Source organism: Actinomyces sp. zg296 (assembly GCF_009829695.1).
Lineage (GTDB): Bacteria > Actinomycetota > Actinomycetes > Actinomycetales > Actinomycetaceae > Actinomyces > Actinomyces marmotae.
Genome location: NZ_VWPG01000004.1, coordinates 121,481 through 145,222 on the forward strand (window position 1 = coordinate 121,481; position 23,742 = coordinate 145,222).

At 72.6% G+C, this 23,742-nt stretch carries 22 protein-coding genes and 1 riboswitch; of the genes, 15 read left to right on the top strand and 7 right to left on the bottom strand.

All coding sequences use genetic code 11. The features are described 5' to 3' along the window. Positions 1-164: 164 nt before the first annotated feature. The 3 genes from putP to GVV76_RS04440 all read left to right on the top strand — a co-directional run bounded on the left by putP (position 165) and on the right by GVV76_RS04440 (position 2,869). The gene (gene putP, locus GVV76_RS04430) at positions 165-1,649 is read left to right on the top strand and encodes a sodium/proline symporter PutP (RefSeq protein WP_159625283.1); all 1,485 of its coding nucleotides are present in this window, start codon (positions 165-167) and stop codon (positions 1,647-1,649) included. Next, positions 1,642-2,181 (top strand): holo-ACP synthase, encoded by a 540-nt coding sequence (locus GVV76_RS04435; RefSeq protein ID WP_413227748.1) that lies wholly within the window; start codon positions 1,642-1,644, stop codon positions 2,179-2,181. The genes putP and GVV76_RS04435 overlap by 8 nt, the downstream gene beginning before the upstream one ends. Positions 2,182-2,275: 94 nt before the next feature. Further along, the gene (locus GVV76_RS04440) at positions 2,276-2,869 is read left to right on the top strand and encodes an isochorismatase family protein (RefSeq protein ID WP_159625285.1); all 594 of its coding nucleotides are present in this window, start codon (positions 2,276-2,278) and stop codon (positions 2,867-2,869) included. Here the strand turns inward: GVV76_RS04440 and GVV76_RS04445 are convergent. Continuing rightward, positions 2,849-3,802 carry a DMT family transporter gene (locus GVV76_RS04445; RefSeq protein WP_159625287.1) on the bottom strand — a complete coding sequence of 318 codons (954 nt, stop codon included), beginning with the start codon at positions 3,800-3,802 and terminating at the stop codon, positions 2,849-2,851. The two genes, GVV76_RS04440 and GVV76_RS04445, sit on opposite strands and share 21 nt — an antisense overlap. A 187-nt stretch (positions 3,803-3,989) precedes the next feature. Continuing rightward, a riboswitch (FMN riboswitch) is annotated at positions 3,990-4,131 on the top strand. A 140-nt stretch (positions 4,132-4,271) separates the two neighbouring features. Between GVV76_RS04445 and GVV76_RS04450 the strand changes: the two genes are divergently transcribed. Both GVV76_RS04450 and GVV76_RS04455 read left to right on the top strand, forming a co-directional pair. Then, on the top strand, positions 4,272-5,111 hold the full coding sequence (locus tag GVV76_RS04450; RefSeq protein ID WP_159625289.1) for an ABC transporter permease: 840 nt from the start codon (positions 4,272-4,274) through the stop codon (positions 5,109-5,111). A gap of 54 nt (positions 5,112-5,165) precedes the next feature. Next, positions 5,166-6,233 carry an ABC transporter substrate-binding protein gene (locus GVV76_RS04455; RefSeq protein ID WP_159625291.1) on the top strand — a complete coding sequence of 356 codons (1,068 nt, stop codon included), beginning with the start codon at positions 5,166-5,168 and terminating at the stop codon, positions 6,231-6,233. Between the two features lie 42 nt (positions 6,234-6,275). On the opposite strand, the gene hisG is transcribed toward GVV76_RS04455, so the two are convergent. The 3 genes from hisG to GVV76_RS04470 all read right to left on the bottom strand — a co-directional run bounded on the left by hisG (position 6,276) and on the right by GVV76_RS04470 (position 8,697). After that, the gene (gene hisG / locus GVV76_RS04460) at positions 6,276-7,121 is read right to left on the bottom strand and encodes an ATP phosphoribosyltransferase (RefSeq protein ID WP_159523768.1); all 846 of its coding nucleotides are present in this window, start codon (positions 7,119-7,121) and stop codon (positions 6,276-6,278) included. A 17-nt stretch (positions 7,122-7,138) separates the two neighbouring features. Further along, positions 7,139-7,402, bottom strand: coding sequence for a phosphoribosyl-ATP diphosphatase (locus tag GVV76_RS04465; RefSeq protein WP_159523766.1), 264 nt, complete (start codon positions 7,400-7,402; stop codon positions 7,139-7,141). Between the two features lie 113 nt (positions 7,403-7,515). Further along, positions 7,516-8,697 (bottom strand): DUF3866 family protein, encoded by a 1,182-nt coding sequence (locus GVV76_RS04470; RefSeq protein ID WP_159625293.1) that lies wholly within the window; start codon positions 8,695-8,697, stop codon positions 7,516-7,518. 58 nt (positions 8,698-8,755) lie between these two features. Between GVV76_RS04470 and GVV76_RS04475 the strand changes: the two genes are divergently transcribed. From GVV76_RS04475 to GVV76_RS04505, 7 genes are all read left to right on the top strand, one after another. Beyond that, positions 8,756-9,727, top strand: coding sequence for a helix-turn-helix transcriptional regulator (locus GVV76_RS04475; protein ID WP_236263212.1), 972 nt, complete (start codon positions 8,756-8,758; stop codon positions 9,725-9,727). Between the two features lies 1 nt (position 9,728). Beyond that, on the top strand, positions 9,729-10,778 hold the full coding sequence (locus GVV76_RS04480; protein WP_159625298.1) for a helix-turn-helix transcriptional regulator: 1,050 nt from the start codon (positions 9,729-9,731) through the stop codon (positions 10,776-10,778). A 75-nt stretch (positions 10,779-10,853) separates the two neighbouring features. Continuing rightward, positions 10,854-11,111 carry a Sec-independent protein translocase subunit TatA gene (gene tatA, locus GVV76_RS04485; RefSeq protein ID WP_159523758.1) on the top strand — a complete coding sequence of 86 codons (258 nt, stop codon included), beginning with the start codon at positions 10,854-10,856 and terminating at the stop codon, positions 11,109-11,111. 92 nt (positions 11,112-11,203) lie between these two features. Beyond that, on the top strand, positions 11,204-12,067 hold the full coding sequence (gene tatC, locus GVV76_RS04490) for a twin-arginine translocase subunit TatC (protein WP_159625300.1): 864 nt from the start codon (positions 11,204-11,206) through the stop codon (positions 12,065-12,067). Between the two features lie 21 nt (positions 12,068-12,088). Then, positions 12,089-15,058 (top strand): DEAD/DEAH box helicase, encoded by a 2,970-nt coding sequence (locus GVV76_RS04495; RefSeq protein ID WP_159625302.1) that lies wholly within the window; start codon positions 12,089-12,091, stop codon positions 15,056-15,058. 53 nt (positions 15,059-15,111) lie between these two features. Then, positions 15,112-16,761, top strand: a complete 1,650-nt coding sequence (gene lnt / locus GVV76_RS04500; protein WP_159625556.1) for an apolipoprotein N-acyltransferase — start codon at positions 15,112-15,114, stop codon at positions 16,759-16,761. Next, a complete protein-coding gene (locus GVV76_RS04505) occupies positions 16,758-17,522 on the top strand; it encodes a polyprenol monophosphomannose synthase (protein ID WP_159625304.1) in 765 nt (254 codons plus the stop codon). Before lnt ends, GVV76_RS04505 begins: the two co-directional genes overlap by 4 nt. 161 nt (positions 17,523-17,683) lie before the next feature. Here the strand turns inward: GVV76_RS04505 and GVV76_RS04510 are convergent, their stop codons facing one another. Then, a complete protein-coding gene (locus GVV76_RS04510; RefSeq protein ID WP_159522924.1) occupies positions 17,684-18,040 on the bottom strand; it encodes an RNA polymerase-binding protein RbpA in 357 nt (118 codons plus the stop codon). A 223-nt stretch (positions 18,041-18,263) separates the two neighbouring features. Between GVV76_RS04510 and GVV76_RS04515 the strand changes: the two genes are divergently transcribed. After that, positions 18,264-18,887, top strand: a complete 624-nt coding sequence (locus GVV76_RS04515; protein ID WP_159625306.1) for a hypothetical protein — start codon at positions 18,264-18,266, stop codon at positions 18,885-18,887. Between the two features lie 100 nt (positions 18,888-18,987). Here GVV76_RS04515 and GVV76_RS04520 read toward each other — a convergent pair whose 3' ends face one another. Beyond that, the gene (locus GVV76_RS04520) at positions 18,988-19,356 is read right to left on the bottom strand and encodes a hypothetical protein (RefSeq protein ID WP_159625308.1); all 369 of its coding nucleotides are present in this window, start codon (positions 19,354-19,356) and stop codon (positions 18,988-18,990) included. Positions 19,357-19,581: 225 nt separating this feature from the next. Here GVV76_RS04520 and GVV76_RS04525 point away from each other — a divergent pair, with 225 nt between their 5' ends. Beyond that, on the top strand, positions 19,582-20,289 hold the full coding sequence (locus GVV76_RS04525; RefSeq protein ID WP_159625310.1) for an SGNH/GDSL hydrolase family protein: 708 nt from the start codon (positions 19,582-19,584) through the stop codon (positions 20,287-20,289). A 68-nt stretch (positions 20,290-20,357) separates the two neighbouring features. Continuing rightward, the gene (locus GVV76_RS04530; protein WP_159625312.1) at positions 20,358-21,365 is read left to right on the top strand and encodes a LacI family DNA-binding transcriptional regulator; all 1,008 of its coding nucleotides are present in this window, start codon (positions 20,358-20,360) and stop codon (positions 21,363-21,365) included. Between the two features lie 133 nt (positions 21,366-21,498). On the opposite strand, the gene GVV76_RS04535 is transcribed toward GVV76_RS04530, so the two are convergent. Beyond that, on the bottom strand, positions 21,499-23,520 hold the full coding sequence (locus GVV76_RS04535; protein WP_175994113.1) for a PTS beta-glucoside transporter subunit IIBCA: 2,022 nt from the start codon (positions 23,518-23,520) through the stop codon (positions 21,499-21,501). Between the last annotated feature and the right edge of the window lie 222 nt (positions 23,521-23,742).

Below are 23,742 nucleotides of genomic sequence, written 5' to 3' on the forward strand. Positions count from 1 at the left end.
GGGCCCGGCGATCCCCTCAGGGGACCGCCGGGCCCGCGCCCGTACACACCCCAGGACATCCAGGGACTTCGGTCCTACTCTTCTCACGTGCTGGGATGCTGCGCCGTCGCTGATGACGAGCGCCCGAGAATCGCCCAGCACCAACCACCCTCCTGGAGGCCCCCGTGAGCGAGACCACCTATCAGGCGATCGCCATGATCATCTACTTCGTCGCGATGATCATGATCGGCCTGTGGGCCTATACCCGCACCAACGACATCGATGACTACATGCTCGGCGGGCGCGACCTCAACCCCTTCGTCGCCGCCCTGTCGGCGGGCGCTGCGGACATGTCCGGCTGGCTGCTCATGGGCCTTCCCGGTGCCCTGTACGCCTCGGGCTTTGTGGAGGCCTGGATCGCCGTCGGTCTGACCATCGGCGCCTGGGTCAACTGGAAGGTGACCGCGCCACGGCTGCGCGCCTACACGGAGGTCGCCGGGGATGCCATCACGATCCCGAGTTTCCTCGACAACCGCCTGCACGACCCCAGGCGCATGCTGCGCTGGGCCTCCGGGCTCATCATCCTGGTCTTCTTCACCCTGTACGTGTCCTCCGGCATGGTGGCCGGAGGCGTCTTCTTCCAGTCCTCCTTCGGAATGGACTACCGGCTCGGCATGACGCTCGTCGCCGCGATCACCGTGCTCTACACGCTCGTGGGGGGCTTCCTCGCGGTGTCCTGGACGGACCTCGTCCAGGGCCTCATGATGGTCGCCGCGCTCCTGGCCGTGCCCATCGTGGGGATCGCGCGCGCCGGAGGCGCCTCCCAGCTGGTCGAGCGGGTCAGCGAGGTCGATCCCAGCTACTGGGCCCTGTGGGGCCCCTCGGTGTCCACCATCGGCGTCATCTCAGCGCTGGCCTGGGGCCTGGGCTACTTCGGCCAGCCCCATATCATCGTGCGCTTCATGGCGATCCGTACCCCGCGCGAGGCCGTCCAAGGCCGGCGCATCGGGATCGGCTGGATGCTCTTCGCCGTGGCCGGCGCCGCCGGCACCGCCGTGGTCGGCGTGGCCGAGTACGGGCGCGACCCCTCGCGCCTGGCGGACCCGGAGGCCGTCTTCATCGAACTCGGCCAGCTCATGTTCCACCCGCTCGTCGCCGGCTTCATGCTCGCCGCGATCCTTGCTGCCATCATGTCCACGGTCTCCTCCCAACTGCTCGTCACCTCCTCGGCCCTCGTGGAGGACCTCTACCGGGCGCTGCGCAGGAACCCCCCCTCGGGCGGGCACCTCATCATCATGTCGCGCAGCGCGGTGCTCGCCGTCGCCCTCGTCGCGGCGGTGATGGCCTGGGAGCAGAACGACACGATCCTCGCCCTCGTCGCCTTCGCCTGGGCCGGCTTCGGGGCCTCCTTCGGCCCGACCGTCCTGCTGAGCCTCTACTGGCGCGGCCTGACCTCCGTCGGAGCCGTGGCGGGCATGGCCGCGGGCGCCCTCATGGTCATCATCTGGGGCAACGTCGACGGCGGCCCCGGCGGGATCTTCGACCTGTACGAGATCATCCCCGGCTTCCTGACGAATCTGGCCGTGGCCTGGGGCGTCTCCCGCCTGGGCACCCCGCACCCCGACGTCGACGAGGAGTTCTCCCGCGCCGTCGCCGCCTCCCGTGCCTGAGGCGCCCCGCCTGCCCCGGCTTCCCGGTGACGGCGGCCCCGGGGGCCCAGACGCTCCCACGGGCATCGCGGGCGCGGTGGGCATGGACCTCGTCCACGTGCCGGGCCTGGCGCACCAGCTGACGATCCCTGGGACCGTCTTCGCCGAGCGGGCCTTCACCGCTCGTGAGTTGCGTGAGGCCCAGCGCCGCGCTGATCGCACCGGCGCGCTGGTCGCCGAGCCCCTGGCCGCCAGGTGGGCCGCCAAGGAGTCCTTCATCAAGGCCTGGAGCCAGGCGCTCGTCGCCAGGGCCCGGGACGGCCGGGGGAGCGGCGGCACCGCGCCGGTCATCGCCCCGGAGTCCGTGGACTGGCGCGAGATCGAGATCGTCTCCGACCGCTGGGGGCGCCCGTCGCTGAGCCTGACCGGCGCCATCGCCGACGCCGTCGAGTCCAGTCTCGGGCCCGGGGCGGCCTCCCCGGGGCACTGGCCGGTGTCCCTGACCCATGACGGGGACTGGGCCGCCGCCATCGTCCTGTGGGCCGGTGCCTGATCACGCGCTTTGCGCCCGCCGGGAGGCTACCGCCTCCGCGCCAAGGCCGATACGTTAGGCATGACGGCGATGCGCCGTCGGAGAGGGGAGCACGATGATGAAACGCGCGCTCATCATCGTCGATGTGCAGAACACCTTCTGCGAGGGCGGCAACCTGGCCGTCACGGGTGGCACCGCCGTCGCCGGGCGCATCGCCGCCTGGCTCAACGGCGGGGCGGGCGCCCACTACGCCGTGATCGTCACCACCCAGGACTGGCACATCCAGCCGGGCGACCACTTCTCCACCCACCCCGATTTCGTGGACACCTGGCCCGTCCATGCCGCCGCCGGCACCGACGACGCCGCCCTGCGGCCCGAGATCACCTCCGCCGCGCCGGGGGCCACCGCCTTCTACAAGGGCCAGTACTCCGCGGCCTACTCGGGTTTCGAGGGCCTTGACGCGCCGACCGCCGGGACCTACCTCGACCCGTGGCTGCGCGAGCGCGGCATCGGCGCGGTCGACGTCGCCGGGCTCGCCCTCGACTACTGCGTGCGCGCCACCGCCCTCCAGGCGGCGGCCCTGGGATACACCACCCGGGTTCTCACCGATCTCACCGCGCCCGTGAGCGAGGGCAGCGCGCCGGCGGTCCTCGCCGAGCTCGCCCTCGCTGGAGTGGAGGCGCTGGACTCAGGCGGAGCGGATCTCTGAGGCCGCCCGACCGCCCCGCCGGGCCAGGCCCTCGGCGCGGACCACGGGCCCGAGCTCGGAGAGCAGCATCGCCGTCAGCGCCAGGCCGCCGCCCACCAGCAGGCGCCAGGTCATGGGTTCCTGACCGGCGAGGATGGCGAACAGCGAGGCGAAGACCGGTTCGAAGGTCATGACCACCACGGCGCGGACCGCGCTCATCCGCGCCTGCGCCCAGGTCTGGACCAGCAGGGCCAACAGGCCCGAGGCCAGCGCCATCCACAGCAGCGGGCCCCACACGCTCCACGTCATCGGCACCCGTACCCCTCCCGGCAGCGCCGCCGGCCACAGGACGGCGCAGATCCCGAGCATCTGCAGCGCGGTCAGGCTCAGGGGGTCCCGCCCCTTAACGAGGCGGCCCAGGAGCACGATATGCAGCGCGTAGAGGAACGCCGAGGCCAGGAGCAGTGGGATGCCCGCGTCCAGGGCGAGGCCGTCGAGGCTCAGCGCGCCGACCCCGCCAAGCGCCAGAACGGCCGCCACCCACGTTGCCCGGGACACGCGCGCGCGTAGCAGGACCAGCGCGAGCATCGGCGTGATGACCACGTACAGGGCGGTGATGAAGCCCGCCGTCGAGGCCGGCGCGTAGCGCAGCCCCACCGTCTGCGCGATCTGCGCCAGCCCGTAGACCGCGCCCACGCCGATCCCCGTGAGCGCCTGAGCGCGGCTCAGCGCCCGTAGTCGGCGCCCCGACAGCGCGCAGGCCGCGCCGCCCGCGATCGCGAAGCGCACCGCCAGGAAGTCTGCCGCCCCCACGTGGTCGAGGGCGTCCTTGAGCATGAAGAAGGTCGATCCCCAGATCGCGGTGACCAGGAGCAGGCAGGCCGTGGGGAGGAGTGAGGAAAGGAGCGCCGGTCCCGCCGCGTGGGACGACGCCGTCTCAGCGTTGGGCGGCATGACGACCTCCGGGGCGAAAGAGGGAACGGCTCACTCCTCCCGATGGTAGATCCGGAACCTCGCCCTCGCCGATCCCACGGCGCCCCGGCGCGCCTGGCCGGCCTCGTCACGGGGCCGATGCGTGGATGTCTCGCCCCCGCGGCGCCGTTGGGCGGCGCGGGCCTCCTCGGGGTAGAGTCACCCCAGCAACGTGCTCCGGGGTCGGTGGAAATCCGAGCCGGCGGTGAGAGTCCGCGACCCGAGCCCTCCGCCCGCCGGGCGGGACGGCTCGGTTGAGCCGGTGGAATTCCGGCACCGACGGTGAGAGTCCGGATGGGAGGAAGCACGGGGCGGCCGCGTGGGCCGGATAGGCCACGTGTAGGCGCCACCAGCGCCAGCCGCCACGGGAGCCGCGCCCTGAGCGCCGCTGGCCCACCACCCCGGAGAGCGCCCCCGGGGCCACCGGGGGAGAGCCCGGAGGAGAACCGAGGTGCGAGGCGGCAGCAGTCCCAGCGTCACGAGCGCGGAACAACCCTCGTGGCGCGGCAGGCGCCGGAGCGACGAGCGCGGCGGACCCCTGCCCGCGCTCCTGGTGGGCGCCGTCGTTCTGCTGCTCTGGCTCGCCCTCTCCCGCGGCGGCGCCATCCCGCAGATCCTCCTGCCGGACCCGCTGCGGGTCCTGGAGCGCCTGTGGCTGGCCACCACGAGAGCCGGCCTGCTGGACTACGCCTGGGTGACGCTCCGCGAGGCGGTCCTGGGCTGCGCCAGCGCGGCCGCCTTCGCGATCCCCCTGGCCTGGATGCTGCACCACTGGGAGCTCTTCCGCCGCGCGGTGCTGCCCTACGTGGCGGCCAGCCAGGCGGTCCCCGCGATCGCTATCGCCCCCCTGCTCGTCCTGTGGATCGGCTACGGCACCGTGCCGATCGTCGTCCTGTGCGCCTTCATGGTCTTCTTCCCGATCACTGTCACCGTCCTGCTGGGCCTGCGCGGACTGGACGCCGACGTGCTCGACGCGGCCCGGCTCGACGGCGCGCACGGCTGGACGATGATCATCCACATGGAGGCGCCCATGGTCCTGCCGGCGATCCTCGCCGGCGTGCGCACGGCCTTCACCCTGTCCATCACCGGCGCCGTCATCGGCGAGATGGTCATGGGCGGCGACGGCATGGGGCAGTTGCTGTCCATCCAGCGCGACGCCGTCGACACCACCGGCCTGTTCGCCACCATCACCCTGCTGTGCGTTATGGCCACCACCGTCCACTGGCTGCTGCTGGTCGCCGAGCACCGCAGCCGGACCGTCGCCGCCCTGCGCGGGCGGCGCGCCACCTGAGCCCCGACCGCTGACCGAACTGCCCCGCGACCCGTGCCACTCAAGGAGAACACCGTGACCAGACAGTCCTCCCGCCCCCGTCTCACCCGCAGGGGCCTCATCGCCTCCGCCCTGGCCCTGACCGGGGGCGGCGCCCTGGCCGCCTGCTCGTCGGGCACCGCCTCCCAGGCCCTCCGGCCCGGCGGCGCGGCGACGGGCGGCCCGCTGACCATCGGGTTGACCTACACGCCGAACATCCAGTTCGCGCCCTTCTACATGGCCCTGGCCAACAAGGACTACGAGCCGGCCGTCAAGTTGCGCCACCACGGCGGCTCCGAGGGGCTCTTCGACGCGCTGCTGGCCGGCACCGAGCAGATGGTCATCGCCGGGGCCGATGAGGCGGTGGTCGCGGCCTCCAACGGCTCGCCGCTGGTGGTCATCGGCGGCTACTACCAGCGCCACCCGGGATGCGTCATCGCCCGCGAGGACTCCGCCGTCGCCTCGCTGGCCGACCTCAAGGGCCGGGTCGTGGGTCTGCCCGGGCGCACGGGGGAGAACTGGTACGCCCTCCAGGTGGCGATGCGGAGCGCCGGATTGAGCGAATCCGACCTGACGATCCTCGAGATCGGCTTCACCCAGCAGGCCGCCCTGGCCCAGCCCAAGCCCAGCGCGGGGGACGCCTCCAGGCCCGACGCGATCATCGGCTTCTCGAACAACGACGCCGTCGGGCTCAAGGAGGCGGGAGTGGCCGTGCGCACCATCCCCATCGGTGATGACGTCCCCCTCATCGGCGCCTCCCTGGTCACCACGCGGGCGGTCCTGGAGGCGCGCCGCGCCGAGCTCGCCGACGCCGTCATGGCCTCCTCGCGTGGCATGGCCGCCTTCGTGGCCGACCCCGATGCCGCAGTGGCCTCGACCCGCCAGTACGTGCCCGACCTGGTGGACGACGCGCAGGCCGCGCAGGCCCGCGCCGTCGCCGTGGCCACGGCAGAACTCATCGCCCCTCAGGGCTCCGACACCACCATCGGGGCGCTCGAGCGGGCCAAGGCGGCCACCATGATCGAGTTCCTGGGCGCTCAGGGCATCCTCGGCCCGACGGAGGTCACCGCCGACGCCGTCTGCCAGCCGCTGCTCGCCGCCTGACGGGTGCGCCCCAGGGCTTAGAGGAAGCGCCCCGGGGCGCGGTCAGAGCCGGCAGGCCAGCAGCTCGGAGACGAGGATCGCGCGGGCGCCCACCTCGTGGAGCTCATCCATGAGGCGGTTCATATCCGCGCGCGGCACCATGGAGCGCACCGCCACCCACTCCGGGTTCTGCAGCGGTGACACCGTGGGGGACTGGATGCCCGGTGTGATCTCGGTGGCCTGGCGCAGGCGGTTGATGGGCACGTCGTAGTCCATGAGCACGTAGGATCGCGCCCGCATGACGCCTTCGAGGCGCCGCACGAGCGTGGCCAGTCCCGGCTCACCCGCGAAAGCCTCGGTGGTGATGAGGACCGCCTCGCTGGTGAGGATCGGCTCGCCGAAGACCTCCAGCCCAGCGGCGCGCAGGGTGGTGCCGGTCTCGACGACGTCGGCGATGAGGTCGGCGACGCCGAGGTGGACGGAGGATTCCACGGCGCCGTCGAGGTGGACGGTGGCGGCCTCGATGCCCCGCTCGGCGAGGAACGCGCGCACGAGCACGTCGTAGGAGGTCGCGATCCGCTTGCCCGCGATGTCGGAGAGATCGCTCATGGCTCCGGCGGGGGCGGCGAAGCGGAAGGTGGAGCGGGCGAAGCCGAGGGCCAGGTGCTCGATGGCCTGGACGCCGGAGTCCAGGAGGAGGTCGCGGCCGGTGATGCCGGCATGGACCGTGCCCTGGCCGACATACACGGCAATGTCGCGGGGGCGCAGGAAGAAGAGCTCGACGTCGTTGGCCTCATCGCGGAGGACCAACTCGCGCCCGGTGCGGCGCGCGCGGTAGCCCGCCTCCTTGAGTAGCGAGATGGCCGGGTCGGACAGGGAGCCCTTGTTGGGGACGGCGATGCGCAGCATGGTGGTGGTCCTTAGGGTTACAAGTACTTGTAGACGTCGTCGAGCGTGTAGCCCTTGGCGATCATCATGACCTGGGTGTGGTAGAGCAGTTGGGACAGCTCCTCGCAGGCGGCCTCATCGGATTCGTGCTCGCAGGCCATCCAGGCCTCTGCGGCCTCCTCCACGAGCTTCTTGCCGATGAAGTGGACGCCGCGGTCGAGCTCGGTCACGGTGCCCGATCCCTCGGGCCGCGTGGCGGCCCGCTCCTGCAACTGCGCGAAAAGATCGTCGAAGCGTGTCATCTGCCCAGGCTAGTCCACGCGGGCGCGCATCTCCGCACCGGTCTCACCGGCGCGGGGACGCGCGGGCCGGTGGTCGGGGGAGCGATCCGGGCCCCGCCGCGTCGGGCGCCCCCTTACCGGGTGACGAGGGACGCCGCGTGCCTGCCCGCCGCGGCCGCCGCGATGAAGGCGGCCTCGTCGGCGTCCAGGTGCCGTCCCATGGTGGACAGGCGGATGCCGGTGGCCGCCTCCATGGCCTCCAGCGTCTCGCGCAGCCCCTCGGCCCGCGCCTCGACGAGCCGGTGCCGCTGGCCGCGCTCGCGCTTGCCGCAGACACGGGCCGCCTGCTCGCGGGCCCGGGCCCAGAAGCCCTCCATGCCGGCGGGGTCGGGCGAGCCCACCGGCACGACCACGTCGGCGCCGGCCAGGGCGACCCGCCCGTAGGCGGTGATCGAGTGGTGGGAGACCCCCAGGTGCCGGGGCCGGGCGTCCGCCTGGGACACGCGCAGGCAGGCCACCGGGTGCCCGCCGAGGGCGGCGGCCGCGTTGATGGCCTCCCCGCAGGCCACCCCTGAGAAGCCCCAGGGGGTGCCCGTGCCCAGGTTCCCCGGGCCCTGGATGACGACGATGACCTCCGCGCCCAGCACATGGCGAGCTGCGAGCAGGGCGTTGTGGACGGACACCGCCTCAAGGTCCCCGCCCCAGGCCTGACCGGCGGTGACCGTGCCGGCCAGCCATCCGGCGTCGACGAGCGCGGAGACCGCCCGCGAGTAGGGCAGGGGCAGGGCCCCGCCGTCGGTCATGACGTAGGCGGCCCGCGGGCCGGGCCCGGGAGCGGCGCTGGGGGAGCGCAGGCCCGCGAGGATCGCGGGCAGGCTGGAGTGGAGGTCCGCGACGACGACGGGCGCGCCGTCCAGCGCCCGCTCGCCGATGGGCGCCGCCAGGACGTGGTGGTGCTCCGTGGCCTGCTCGTCGACGCCGGTGACCATGACCTGGTCCGGCATGTAGCGGGCCTTGACGAGGTGGCCGCCGGGCGCGGGGTCGGCGGGCAGGACGTCGAGCCGAGCCGTCACCATGGCGTGCCCTCCGGTGCCCAGGCGGCGCGCCAGCGCGGAGACCTCCAGGCGGACGCGCTCACCGGGCCCCGGCAGGCCGCCGAGCGCCTCATAGGCGACCGCCCGGCAGAACTCGCCCGCCACGAGCGCGGCGGCGCCCTCGGGGGCGGCGGTGATCCGCGCCTCAAACTCGGCGCAGCGCCGGCCCGGCGCGCCCCAGGCCCGTCGCAGGGAGGCGATCTCGGCATCGCGCAGCATCATGGCGCCACCATAGATGAACCGCGGGCCGCCAGCGGCGGCGGGGCCTACGCTTGGAGGCGTGCCCACGACCGCCATCCCCGCCGAGGAACGGCAGATCAACCTCCTGCTCGCCCTGCGCGCTACCCGAGCGGGCCTGACCGCCGCGCAGATCATCCGGGACGTGTCCGGCTACGACCCGGCCGGCGGCGCCGCCGCGGCCCGCATGTTCGAGCGGGACAAGGACGCCCTGCGCGAGCTCGGCATCGCCATCCTCACCGAGGGCCCCTCCGACGCCGTCCGCTACCGCGTCGACGACGCCGACTACGCCCTGCCCGCCATCCACCTCGATTCCGCCCAGGCCAGTGCCCTGGCCCTGGCCGCCTCCGCCTGGTCCGACGGCGCCCTGCCCGCCGCGGCCCGCCGGGCGCTCACCAAGTTGCGCGCCGTCGCCGACACTGGCGGCAGCGCCCTGCCGGACCTCACCGTCGACCTCGCCGGCCACGAGATCCCCCTGGCGCTGCTGACCGCCATCGAGGAGCGCCGCGCCGTCGCCTTCGACTACGCCTCCTCCTCGCCCGGCAGCTCCGGGGCCACGCGGGCCCGTCGGGTCGATCCCCACCGGATCACCCGTCTTGAAGGCGCCTGGTACCTCGACGCCAGGGACCGGGACGCCGACCAGCCCCGCAGGTTCCGCCTCGCCCGCATCCTCGGCCCCATCACCCCCATCGGCCCCGCGGGCGCCTTCGAGCCACCGCCCCCCGCCGCCCCCGGGCCCAGGACCGCGCGGCTCGCCGTCATGCCCGGAAGGGCCCTCGGCCTACGGGCCCGAGCCCAAGGCGCCCCGCCCGATGACGCTCCCGACGAGCGGTGGCGGGGGCGCGATGTCATCCGCGTCCCCTACGCCGACCCCTTCAGCTTCGCGGGCGCCCTGGCCGCGCTCGGCGACGCCGTCGTCGTCCTCGGGCCCACTGACCTGCGCGAGGCTGTCCTGGCGCATCTGCGCGGGGCGGCCGGGCTCACGGCCGAGACCGTGACCGAGGGGGAGGACTGACATGGCCCGCACACCCGCCGCCGCGCGTCTCGTCCGCCTCCTGGCCCTGCCAGCATGGGTCGCGGAGAACGACGGCGCCACCATCGCCGAGGCCGCCGCCCATTTCGAGGTCGACGAGGACACGATCCGTCGTGATGTGGGCACCCTGTGGGTCTCCGGCCTGCCCGGCGGCCTGCACGACGACCTCGTCGACTTCTCCGCGACCGCCTGGGAGGCGGGCCGTCTCAGCCTCAGCCAGGCCCAGGGCCTCGACCGCCCCGTGCGCCTCTCCCACGAGGAGGCCGTCTCCCTCCTGCTTTCCGTGAGGGTCCTGCGCGGCGTGCTCGGCGCCGATGCCGGGGCCGCCACCGCCCTGGGCGGCGCCGAGAGGGCGCTGGCCGGCCTGCTCGGCCCAGCGGCGCCCCTGCCCGACGACGACGCCCTCGGCGCTCCCGAGGCGCCCAGCGGGCCGGCCGCCCCCGACGAGCCCGGTCCTGCCGGCCCGGTCCCACAGGCGGCCCCCGCGACGATCCTCGCCCAGGTACGCCGCGCCCTCGATGAGGGGCGCAGGCTCCACCTCTCCTACGTCTCGGCCACCGACGCCCCCTCCGAGCGCGACGTCGACCCCATCGCCCTGCGCTCCGATGGCTCCACGCTCACCCTGACCGCCTGGTGCCTGACCGCCAGGGCCGAGCGGAGCTTCCGCCTCGATCGCATCCTGGCCGCGAGCGTCCTCAGCGCCCCGGGCACCACCCACCGGAGGCGACGCGGCCCCGGCCACGAGCAGGACCTGACCGGGGCCCCCACGGCAGAGCTCATCCTCGAGCCCACCGGCCGCTGGCTCATCGAGCAGCTGCCGCGCACCCGCGCCGAGATCCTCGACGACGGGGCCATCCGCGCCGTCGTCGAGGGGCGGGACTGGGACTGGCTGCGCGGCCTCGTCCTGTCGGCCGGGCGTCACCTGCGCTTTGTCGCTCCCGCGCGTCTGGCCCGGAGCGCGCGCGAGGCCGCTCTCGCCGCGCTCGATGCTTACGCCGACGGTGGAAACCCCCCGGCCGGGGCGGAGCGGTGAGCGGGGCCCTCATCGGGGCCCGCTACACTCAGGTGCGATCACGTCGCGCATCGTCAAGCGGAAGCAGGAATCATCATGGGAGCACTCAAGCCCTGGCACTGGATCGTGCTGCTCGTCGTCATCCTCCTCGTCTTCGGGGCCGGCAAGCTGCCCGAGATCGCCTCGAGCCTCGGCCAGTCGATGAAGGTCTTCAAGAAGGAGGTCAAGGAGCTCCGCGAGGACGACGCCCCCGCGCAGCTCCAGCAGCCCCAGCAGGGCACCTACTACACCCAGCCCACCCAGCCGGGCCAGGCCGCCCCCCAGCAGAGCGCCGAGGGCACCAACCAGCAGTGAGAGCCTGGCGCCACGCAGCGCCCCCACGGATCCACCCGGATCAACGCCGCAGTTGAGCGGCCAGACACACCCGCCGTCGCAGGAAGCAGCCCATGGTCACCGTGCCCAAGGCCTCCAAGGCCCGCCGCAAGGACAACCCCGAGGCACGCATGTCCATCGGGGATCACTTGCGCGAGTTGCGCAACCGCATCGTCATCTCGGCGATCGCGATTGTCGTCGGCTCGATCGTGGGCTACTTCCTCTACGAGCCCGCCTTCGCCCTCATCACGCGCCCCATCTCGCAGGCGAACGCCAAGGGCGCCAACCTGTCGCTCAACTTCGGCACGGTGCTGTCCTCCTTCGACATCCGCCTGCGCGTGTCCATCTGGCTCGGCTTCATCCTCTCCTCGCCCATCTGGATGTTCCAGTTCTGGGCGTTCGTCGGCCCGGGCATGACGCGCAAGGAGAAGCGCTACGCCTGGCTGTACTGCGGCATCGGCGCCCTCCTGTTCCTCGCCGGCGTCGCCCTGGGGATATGGATCCTCCCGCATGCCATCGACATCCTGACCGGCTTCATCCCGGCCGGGGCGACCACCGGGTTCATCGACGCCAGTCCCTACCTGTCCTTCGTCACCCGGATCATCCTGGTCTTCGGCCTCACCTTCCTGCTCCCCGAGGTCCTCGTGGCGATCAATCAGCTGGGGCTGGTCAAGGGCCGCACCCTCCTGCGCGGCTGGCGGTGGGCGGTGGTTGGCATCGTGGCGCTCATGGCCGTGGCCAACCCCCTGCCGGACCCCTGGTCCATGATCTTCATGTCCATCCCGATTATCGGCCTGTACTTCGGGGCCTGCGGGATCGCCATCCAACACGACAAGCGCCTCGCCAAGCGCCGCGCGGCCCTCGACGCCGAGCTCGACGCGGCCCTCGCTCGCCCCTCACGATCCGCGATCGAGGCCGGGCCGGGATCGGCCTCCTGAGCCGCGCGCTCCCCGATGCCGATGACGCCGTCCCGCCACTCAGACGCCCCCGCCCCGCCCGCGGAGCGATACGCCGCAGCCCGCCGCCGCCAGGCCGCCTCTCGCACCGAGCTCGCGGCTTTCGCCTCAGGGCTCGGCTTCGAACTCGATGACTTCCAGGTCGCCGGCTGCCAAGCGCTCGAGCGCGACGAGGGCGTCCTCATCGCCGCCCCCACCGGCGCCGGCAAGACCGTCGTCGGGGAGTTTGCCGTCCACCTGGGGCTGGCCAAGGGCCTCAAGACCTTCTACACCACGCCCATCAAGGCCCTGTCCAACCAGAAGTACCTCGACCTGACGCGCCGCCACGGCGCCGAGCGCGTCGGCCTGCTCACCGGTGACACCTCGATCAACCCCCACGCTGACGTCATCGTCATGACCACCGAGGTCCTGCGCAACATGCTCTACTCGGGCTCGCGGGACCTCGACCGCCTCGGCTACGTCGTCATGGACGAGGTCCACTACCTCGCTGACCGCTTCCGCGGCCCGGTGTGGGAGGAGGTTATCATCCACCTCGCCCCCGAGGTGCGGGTCGTGTCCCTGTCCGCCACCGTCTCCAACGCGGAGGAGTTCGGGCAGTGGCTCGGCGAGGTGCGGGGGAGCACCACCGTCGTCGTCTCCGAGCACCGGCCCGTGCCGCTGACCCAGCACATGATCGTGGGGCACAGGCTCCTGCCCCTGTACTCCCACGGCGGGGGAGCCCCCGAGGCCGCCCCGGGCAGCGCCGGAGGCGATGACGGCGCCCCGCCGTCGGAGCCCGCTCCGCCCCTCAACCCCGATCTCGTCAAGGCGGTGCGCGCCGCCCAGCGGGCCGCCGCGGCCGAGGGCGCCGCCTCCAAGAGCCGCGGCGGGGATGGCCCCCAGCCCTGGAGGCGCGGCGGCCGGGCCCCCCGGCGCGGCGCGGGCGGCGCCCGGCTGGGGCGCCTCCGCCCGCCCTCGCGCCTGACCGTCATCAGCGCCCTCGAGGCGGCCGACCTCCTGCCCGCGATCGTCTTCGTGTTCTCCCGCGCGGGCTGCGAGTCCGCCGTCAGCCAGGCGATGGCCGGGGGAGTGGACCTGACCACCCGGGAGGAGGCCGAGCGCATCCGCCAGGTCATCGACCGCCGCACGGCCGGCATCCCCACCACGGACCGGGGCGTCCTCGGCTTCCACTCATGGGCCTCGGCGCTGGAGCGGGGCGTGGCCGCGCACCACGCGGGCCTGCTCCCGGTGTTCAAGGAGACCGTTGAGGAGCTCTTCAGCGCCGGCCTCGTCAAGGTCGTCTACGCCACCGAGACCCTGGCGCTGGGCATCAACATGCCCGCGCGTACGGTCGTCCTGGAGTCGCTGCGCAAGTGGAACGGCTCCGCGCATGTCACCCTCAGCCCCGGCGAGTACACGCAGCTCACCGGCCGCGCGGGGCGTCGCGGCATCGACACCGAGGGCCACGCAATCGTCCTCGCCGCCGACGACGTCGAGCCCTCCCTGGTCTCCTCACTGGCCTCGCGGCGCACTTATCCGCTCGTCTCCGCCTTCAGACCCACCTACAACATGGCGGTCAACCTGCTGGGCCGCACCAGCCGCGAGCGGGCGCGGGAGGTCCTAGAGTCCTCCTTCGCTCAGTTCCAGGCCGATCGGGGCGTCGTCGAGCTCGCCGCGCAGGCCCGCCGCGAGCGCCGCGGCCTGGAGGAACTCGAGGCCCGGATGACCTGCCACCTCGGGGACTTCCGCGAGTACGCCGCCCTGCGCCAGGAGATCGCCGAGGCGGAGGCGGACCTGTCCTCCGAGCGCCGCTCAGCCCGGCGCGTCGAGGCCGGGCGATCCATGGCCTCGCTGCGGCGCGGCGACGTCGTCGTCTACCGCAAGGGGCGGCGCTCCCGGCACGCGGTGGTGCTCTCAGGCGGGGAGGACCGCACCGGGGCCCCGGCGCTGACCGTCCTGGGGGAGGACGGGCGCGTGGTCACCCTCAGCCCGGACACCTCGCCCGACGGCGTCATGAGGCTCGGCTGTCTGCGTGTAGCCAGCAGCGTGGACATTCGCCGCCGGGAGCACCGCGACCGGCTCGTCGGGCGCCTCGTCGACGCCATCCGCTCAGGCACGCTCTCCGAGGCGCCCGTGCGCAAGCGCCGCCGCACTGGCCCCGCCCAGCGGCGCGGCGAGGCGGACAGCCGCTCCCAGGTGACCACCGCCGAGCGCATCGAGGACCTGCGGCGCCAGGCGCGCGCCCACCCGTGTCACGGCTGCCCGGACCGCGAGGAGCACGCCCGCGTGGGGCGCAAGTGGGCCAAGGCCCGCGCCGAGGCCGCCCGGATCATGTCCCGCATCGAGACCCGCACCGGCACGATCGCCCGGCTCTTCGACGCCGTCTGCGAGGTCCTCCTGCAACTGGGCTACCTCGAGCCCGTTGAGGAGGGGCACCCTGAGGCCGAGCTGCGGGTCACGAGCGCCGGGCGCCTCCTCGCCCGCGTGTACGCCGAGAGGGACCTGCTGATCACCGAGTGCCTGCGCTCCGGGCTCTGGGACGCCCTGGGGCCGGCTGAGCTCGCCGGGGCGGTTTCGGCCTGCGTGTACGAGCCGCGCTTGAGCGCGCAGTCCCTGGGCCTGCCCGTCTCCCCGGGCAGCAGGCTGGGGCGGGTCCTGCGCGGCGAGCTGCGGGTCTCCCGGTCGATCAACGACCTGGAGGGCCTGGGGCGCATCGCCCACTCCCCGGGTGCCGAGCCGGCCCTGGCCGGGGCCGTCGCCGCCTGGGCGCGGGGAGCCGAGCTGGCCGAGGTCCTCGACGCCACGGATATGACCGCCGGGGACTTCGTGCGCTGGGCCAAGCAGCTCCTCGACGTCCTGAGCCAGCTCGCCGGACTCGTCCCCGAGCCGGACGCGGACCCGCGTGACGCGGAGGCGCTCACCGCGCTGGCGCTCACCGCCGCGGAGGCGAGCCTCGACGTCGGCAGGGGAGTGGTCGCATGGTCCGGGGTGTGAGCGCGGGCGCTGGCCGGGGCCTGGGGGAGCGCCTGGCCCGCGCTACGCGGAGGATGATCCTGCCCACCGCCTGGGCGACCGCCTCGGGCCTGGCCCTGACCTCCGCCTTCGCCCCGCTGGACTGGTGGTGGGCGGCGCCGGTGGGAGTGGCCGGGCTCGGCATCATCGCGCGCGGGCGGACGTGGGGGAGGAGCGCCTGGCTCGGCTTCGTCGTCGGACTGGCCTTCTTCGCCCCCCTGCTCCACTTCACGGTGCCCGCCATGGGCAACGCCCTGGGCTGGGTGGCGCTGACGATCACCGAGGCCGCTTACCTCGCGCTTCTCGGCGCCGCCTGGTCCTGGGTGAGTAGGCTCAGTCCGCTCGACGACGGGCGCGGGGAGGGCGGCGGGTCGGGCTGGCGCGGCGCCGCCGCCCGGGTGACCGCCCTCGCGGTGCTATGGGCCGCCGTCGAGGAACTGAGATCCTCCTGGCCCTGGGGAGGCTTCCCCTTCGGGCGCCTCGCCTTCGCCATGGCCGACTCCCCACTCCTGCCCCTGGCCTCCATCGGAGGCGTCACCGGGCTCGGCCTGCTCGTCGCGCTCATCGGCGCCCTCCTGGCCGAGGCCGCCCGCGCCCTGCGCCACGGCCCGGGCCTGGGGGCGCTGACCGCCCTCATCGCCGCGGGAGCCGCCGCCGTCGCGCCGCTGGCCATCCCCATGCCCTCCCGGGCCGAGTCCGGCACCCTGCGCCTGGCCGCCGTCCAGGGCAGCGTCGCCGACGCGCGGGACTCCTACGACCGTGCCCTTGAGGTCACCGGCAAGCACGCCGATGAGACCACCCGCCTCGCGGGCGAGATCGGCCCGGGGGCCGTCGACGCCGTCGTCTGGCCGGAGAACGCCGCCGACCTCGACCCGCGCGACCACTACGCGTCCGCGCGGCGCATTGACCAGGCCGCCCGGGCTATCGGCGCCCCGATCCTCGTCGGAGCGGTCAAGTACGAGGACGATGCGCGCTACAACGACCTCCTCCTGTGGTCCCCGATCACGGGAGCGGGCCCGTACTACCGCAAGCACCGCCCCGTGCCCTTCGCCGAGTACGTCCCCCTGCGCTCCTGGATCAGGAGGGTGACCACCCAGGTGGACCGCATCGGCGTCGACATGCTCCCCGGGACCGGCCCGACCACTCTCGCCGTGCCATCGGCCTCCCAGGGGCGGGACGTGGCACTGGCCGTCGGCATCTGCTTCGAGGTCGCCTACGACGATCTCCTGCGCGACGGCGTCCGGCGGGGAGGCGAGGCGATCATCATCCCCACGAACAACGCCAACTTCATCGGCACCTCGGAGACCGGCCAGCAGATCGCCCAGGGCCGGGTGCAGGCCGTCGTCCACGGCCGCGCCGTCCTCCAAGTCTCCACCACCGGCATCACCGCCGTCATCAGCCCCCGGGGGACCATCGAGCAGGAGCTCCCCGGCAATGAGCAGTCCTCGCTCGTGGCCGATCTCCCGCTGCGGACTACTCTGACCATCGCCGACCGGCTCGGGTACTGGCCCGCGCGTCTGACGCTGATCGCCGGGACGCTGCTCGCCATCACCGGTATGGTGTCCGCTGGACGACGGCGCTGGGCCGTCCGCGCCCCGCGGGGCGGATCCCGGCAGCGCCGTCGCGCCTCAGGCTCGGCTCCCAGCAGCGGGCGATCAACGACCACACGGAGGAAGCGGACGTGAAGGCACTCGTCGTCATCCCCACCTACAACGAGATCGAGTCACTGCCCGTGGCCCTGGACAGGGTTCGCGAGCACGCCCCGGCCGCCGACATCCTCGTCGTGGACGACAACTCCCCGGACGGCACCGGCGACCTCGCCGATGGCCGCGCCGCCGCGGACGAGCGGATCCACGTTCTGCACCGCGCCGAGAAGAACGGCCTCGGCCCCGCCTACCTCGCCGGGTTCTCCTGGGGACTAGGCGCTGGTTACGAGTTGCTCGTCGAGATGGATGCCGATGGCTCCCACCGCGCCGAGGACCTCGCCCTGCTCATCCAGCGCGCCGAGATGGCCGACGCCCCGGACCTCGTCATCGGCTCGCGCTGGGTGGCCGGGGGAGCCACCGAGGGATGGGACGCCAAGCGCGTGGCCCTGTCCCGCGCGGGCAACTTCTACATCAACGCCATGCTCGGCCTGCGCGTCAAGGACGCCACCGCCGGCTTCCGCGTCTACCGGGCCGACTTGCTGCGCCGCATGGACCTCTCGGCGATCGAGGCCCTCGGCTACGGCTTCCAGGTCAACATGACCAAGCTCGTCGACGAGGCCGGCGGGCGGATCGTCGAGATGCCCATCACCTTCATGGAGCGCGAGGCCGGCCAATCCAAACTCAGCGGCGGCATCTTCACCGAGGAGCTCGCCCTCGTGACCCGCTGGGGCGCCGCCAAGCGGGGCGCCCAACTCGCCGGCCTCGTCTCCACCGCCGCCCAGCGCCTGCGCGGCAGGTGAGCGCGGCCCTGACGGCCCAGCGGGCGCTCCGGCGCCGCGGAACGGCCTGGGCGCGGCAGCGCGGCCCCGGAAGCACCTGCGAGCACAAGGGCGGCCGGGCCGGCTCCTCATGGGAGTCGCCCGGCCGCGCCCGTCTCTTCGGGGCCTGGCTTTGAGGGCGCTCAGAAACGCTCGCGATAGATCTCGCCGGTGCGCAGCATCTCCAGGCGCTCGTCGAGGAGGACCTTGAGCTCGTCCATCTCCCGGCGCTCCAGGAGCATGTCCCAGTGCGTGCGGGGGGCCTTCTTGGGCTCATCGGACTCCGGCTCGTCCTCCTCGCCGAGGCGCACCGCGGGAAGACCGCACTCGGGGCACTCCCAGGTCTGGGGGACCTCCGCCTCCATCGCCATGGGGACCACCGTGACATGCGCCTCAGGGCACTCGTAGGTGATCTCCTGCCGCTGAACGAACTCGACGCCCTCCTCGGACTCCATCGACTTAGCGCCGATGGTCATGCCTCGCAGTGCGCGGTCTGCCATGCCTGTGCCTCCTGGGTACGGTGAATCGGGGCGCCGTCCCGCCCGATCACCGCGCGGGTGAGGGGCCAAGGGGCGGCCGGCGCCGTGGACCTCAACACGGTGAGGGCCGGGAGTGTTCCCGGACCGCGTCGGGCCAGCCCACATCATAGCGTTCGCGGGCGCGCGGCCCCATCACGTGAGATGCTGCGGTCATACCCTGAATGAATGGCTGGAGGAGGCCCTGATGTCCGACGCCATGACAGCCCTGCGGCCCACGGCGCGCGGCTCGCGGGCGCGCCTGAGGCTCTGGCCCGGGCGGCGCGCCGAGCCAGTGGGCCTGTGCCTCGTGGTCCCCGGCCTGGGTTACACGGCCTCCATGCCGCTGCTGTTTTGGCCGGCCACCGCCCTCACCGAGGCCGGGTGGGCGGTGGTGGCCCTGGAATGGGACGAGCCGCCGAGCAGCCTGGAGGAACTGGAGAGCCAGGCCCACTGGACGCGGTCCGCGTCCAAGCGCATGACCGGCCGGGAGTCCCCGATGCTGATCGTCGGCAAGTCCTTGGGTACTCGACTGGCCCCCTGGGCGGAACGCGAGGCGATCCCCGCGGCCTGGCTGACCCCCGTGCTCGACGACGAGGCGGTCCTGACCACCCTTGAGCTCGGCAAGGCACCCGCGCTCGTCGCCGGCGGAACCGCGGACCCGGTGTGGCGCGGCGGTCCCCGCCCACGGATGGACCTGGAGGTCCTGGAGTTCCCCCAGGCGGATCACTCCCTGCTTATCGCGGGCGACTGGCAGCGCTCCATGCGGATCCAGAACCGCATCACCTCGCGCGTCCTCGATTTGGCCGCCAGGGTCGTCGCGCGGGGCTAGCCGCGCGCAGCCCTCTCATCGTTCACCGATAATGGACATTATGTCATTTCGCGCCGACGAGGGAATCCCCCCGGCCGGCGGGCCTTCTGGTCCCGCCGCCTCAGATGCGCTCTCCCGCCGTCGCCATGGCGAGCACCAGCCGACGGGCCCGGATGGCCGCCATCATGATCGTCGTCCCCACGACGACGCCGAAGGCCCCCAGTGGCCACAGCACGAGCGCGGCCGCTCCGCGCCCGAGAATGATCGCGAGCAGCCCGACGCACGCCAGGACGGCTCCCGCGCCGATGCCTGTGCGCCACACGGGCGCCAGGAGGTCGCGGCCCAGCGGGTCCGGGACGCCCTCGGTGAACGCGCCCGGGCGGCCGGCGAACCGGTCGCGAGGCGCCTGGATCGGCGCCCCCGACTCGTCGATGTAGATCGTCTTCATCGTCCCCGTCCCGGTCTCGGCGGACCTACTACTTTCGGCCATGATTCGGACGTTAGAGTTGCGACCTTCGTCGAAGCCCTGAGCAACCTGTGAGGAGGCTGGTAGTGACCCGCGCCGACACGGGAATGACATAAGTGAGAGCCTTCGGGCCCGTCCGCGCCCCGTTCTCGTGGCGGTCACGCGCCGGCCCGGTCTCGCTCGGTGGCGGGCCTGCGCGCGCAGGCCCGTCGACCCGCGCGGTCGCGGTCATCGGCCTACGCTCTTGCCATGACGTCGTCACTAGACCCGCCCGCAGGACCCGACGGCCCCACGGTCCCCCGGCTGGCGCCCCACCCCACCGCCGTCTTCCTCGGGGACTCCGTGGTCACGGGCTGGGACTCGGTCAGCCACCCCCGCAACCGCTTCTCGTCGCTGGTCTGCGAGCACCTGCGCTGGCGCGAGGTGAGCCTGGCGGCCGACGGCATCGGCTTCTTTTGCCGGCGCGGTGGGAAGTTGCCCGGGGGCGGCCGCTCCCCCTCGTGCCGGGACACCACTTGGTTGGAGACGGTCCTGCGCGCTGAGCCCGATGTCGTCACCATCTGCCTTGGGCTCAACGACGCCGCGCTTTTGCCCTCCCAGAGGGATCTCGTGGAGGAGGCCATCGAGCACGACTTCGCCTTCCTGGCTGAGCGCCTTCCGGGCGTTCCCACGATCGCCGCCCCCTACTTTCCCGCCCTCGGCATCGGCCCGCGCTTCGGCATCGTCCACCGGCTCGTCCACGACCACGCCACCCGCCTCGGCCTGGCCTCGACCGACGCCATGAGCACCGCGATCGACGGCGACGAGAACAAGCTCGCGATCGACGGGATCCACCCCAACGACGCCGGTCACGCGGCCATCGCCCGCGCCATGATCGCCATCTACCGCGAGATGGTCCCCGACCTGGTCCCCACTCCCCCGCCCTCCGGCGCGCCGTCGCGCGGCGCCCCGCTGTAGCACTCCGGCGCGCGCGGGCATAGGCTTGCCCGCGGTTTCCGTCCAGACGTCAAGACAAAGGAGTTGCTGTGCCTCAGCGCCGAGAGCCCACGCTCGCCGATGTCGCCGAGCTCGCGGGCGTCTCGCTGACCACGGTGTCGCGAGTGATCAACAACCGCGGTTACCTCAGCGAGGCGACCAAGGAGCGGGTCGGCGCCGCGATCGCGGAGCTCAACTATCGGCCGAACCAGGCTGCCCGCGTCCTGCACGGCATGGCCACCCGGAGCATCGGCGTCATCGTCCCGACGGTGGCCCTTCCCTTCTTCGGCGAGCTCGCCGCGCAGTTGGAGATCGCCTTGGCGGAGCACGGCTACCGCATCCTGGTGTGCAACTCCCAGGGCCGCGCCGAGCGCGAGCGGGAGTACCTCGACCTGCTCGTCTCGCATCGTGTGGACGGCATCATCTCGTCGGCCCACAACGAGGACCTCGCCGATTACGGCACCGTCCGCATGCCGTTGGTCATGATCGACCGCGACCTCTCCCCCGCCATCCCCAACATCCGCTGCGACAACGTCCGGGGAGGCTCCCTCGCCACCGAGCACCTCCTCCAGCGAGGCTCGCGCCACCCGCTGCTGCTCACCTCGCGCGCGGGAAGGCGCAACGGCCGTGAGGCCGGATACCGGTCCGCGCTGGCCCTGGCCGGCATCGAGGCCCAGGTCGTGGCCGTCGACTTCAACACTCCCGAGCCGGAGCGAACCCAGCGCATCAACGACGAACTGACCAGCCGCCTCGGCGGTTTCGACGCCGTATTCGCCACCGATGACCTCACCGCGGCCGGCGTCGTGGAGTGGGCCCGATCAGCGGGCCTGGGCATCCCCGAGGACCTGCGAGTCATCGGATTCGACGGCACGCGGGCGATCCGCCAGGCGGTGCCGGGGCTGACCACCATCCGTCAGCCCATCGCCGAGCTCTCGCGCCGCGCCGTCGCCGAGTTGCTGGCCCAGATTGAGGCGATCCACGACGGCGTTGAGCTGCGCGCACTGGAGATCGCCCCGATCGAGCTGCCCGTCGAGCTCGTCGTCGGCCGGACCACCTGAGCCGCGCGGCCTCATCAGCGCCGCGGACCGGTCTCGCTCGTGTTTTCGACCGGTCTCGCGCGGGGAGCCGGGCCCGTCGCATTCCCGCGATGGGCCCGGCTCCCCGATGGTCGTGGGCCGGCGGCAGGCTCGCTCAGCCGTGGTTGACGCTGAACAGCGCGTCTCCGCGCGAGGCGTCACGGGTTCCGGCCTCGGAGATGCCGGAGAACCTGTCACCGTTGGACACGACGATCGGCGTGACGATCTTGTACCCGGCCGCCTTGACCGCCTCCCAGTCGACCTCCACCAGCGGGGTGCCGCGGCGGATGACGTCGCCCTGGTGGACCTTCGGGCTGAAGTGCTTGCCGTCGAGCTGGACGGTGTCCATGCCGACGTGGATGAGCACCTCCACGCCGCTGGCGGCGCGGATGCCGTAGGCGTGGCCGGACGGGAAGGCCACGATGACCTCGCCATCGACCGGGGAGACCACCGGGCCCGCCGACGGGATGACCGCCAGGCCCGGGCCGAGCAGCCCCTGGGAGAAGACGGCGTCCTCCACCTCGGACAGCGGGACCACGCGCCCCTCGATGGGCGAGGTGACGGAGAAATCCGCAGCGGCCTCGGCGGGGAGCTCGGCCTTGACCGCCTCATGGGGCTGGCCTTCGGCGGTGCGCTCGTGGATGGCCTCCGCCTGGGCCTCGAGCACGGCCTCATCCTCGACGTCGCCGTCGGCCAGGGAGGCGGCTCCCTTGGCGGTGCGCGAGTACAGGTAGGTCCCACTGAAGGCGAGCACCGCGACGAGGGCCTCGAGGGCGAGGTAGGCCGGGATGTGCTTGGGGACCAGGGAGACGAAGCCCACGAATCCCGCGGCGCCGAGCGCCTGGCTGCGCACATCGAACAAGGACACCAGGGCGGCGCCGATGGCCGCCGAGCCCACGCCGATGAAGAACGGCCAGCGCAGGCGCAGGTTGACGCCGAAGATCGCGGGCTCGGTGATGCCCAGGAGCGCGGAGACGCCACCGGCGCCGGCCAGGCCCTTCATCTTGGCGTCCTTGGTGCGCAGGAAGACCGCGATGGCGACGGCGCCCTGGGCGACGTTGGCCATGGAGGCGATCGGGAAGATGAAGGAGCCGCCGGTGTTGGCGATGTCCGAGATCAGCGGGATCTCCACCGCCGGGAAGGACTGGTGCAGGCCGGTGACGACGATCGGCGAGTAGACGAGGCCGAACAGCGCGCCGCCCAGGGGACCCAGCGTGTTGTACGTCCAGTCCAGGCCGTCGGTGATCCAGATGGACAGCTGGCGCGTGATCGGACCGACGACGACGAAGGTGAGGAAGCCGGTGCCGAGCAGCGTGATAAGCGGGGTGAGGAGGAAGTCGGCCGTGCCCGACAGCCGCTTGTGCAGCTGCTTCTCGATGACCGACAGGAGGTAGGCCACGCAGATGATCGGGATGACCATCGCCTGGTAGCCGATCTTCTGGACCTCCAGGCCGAACAGTTGCCAGCTGGGCGCGGCCCCCGTGAACTCCCAGAACTTCGCGGCCGCCTCGGGGTTGCTCATGTCGTAGGCGCTCAGCAGGGAGCTGGAGACCATGGCGGCGCCCATGGCCCCGCCCAGGTAGACGTTGCCGCCGAAGCGCTTGGCGGCGGAGAAGCCCACGAGCACGGGGAGGAACGCGAAGGCCGCCGAGGAGATGAGGTTGATGAGGCCGGCGTAGTCGGCCAGCCAGGTCCACCGGGCCTGGAGCGACATTTCGCCGAAGAGCCCCTCGGCTGTCAGGACGTTGTTGATCGCCATCATGAGACCGCCGGCGATCAGGGCGGGCAGGATCGGGACGAAGATGTCCGCGATCATCTTGATGAACCGCGAGGCGAGGTTGCCGGACTGGGCGGCCACCTGCTTGGCCTCATCCTTCGAGACCTCTTTGACCCCGCCGGTCGCGATCATGCGATCGAAGACGTGGTCCACATCGCCGGGGCCGACGATGATCTGGTACATGCCGCCGGCGATAAAGGTTCCCTTGATATCGGGGTCCTTGTCGAGGGCCTTCTGATCGACCTTGTCCAAGTCCGCCAGGACAAGTCGCAGGCGCGTCGCGCAGTGCGCGGCCGCCGTGATGTTCTCCGCGCCGCCGACGTAGGTCAGGACGTCGGTCGCCACCCGGGCGTGATCCATTGCCACCCGGTGCCTCCTCTCAGTGGTCGGCACTGCCAGGCGCCATCCTCCCAGTCACCGGGCGCGGCGGGCCGCGAGATCGGGATCCTGGGGATGGGATGGGGCGCCACGGGATCATCGATGATCCCCTGGCAGAACCTGTGTCAAACGTGAGTCACAGTACCGTTGCGCGCCCACCCGGGCAAGGCCGTTCTGCCTGCTGGGCGGTGCGAGGGCCGAGGC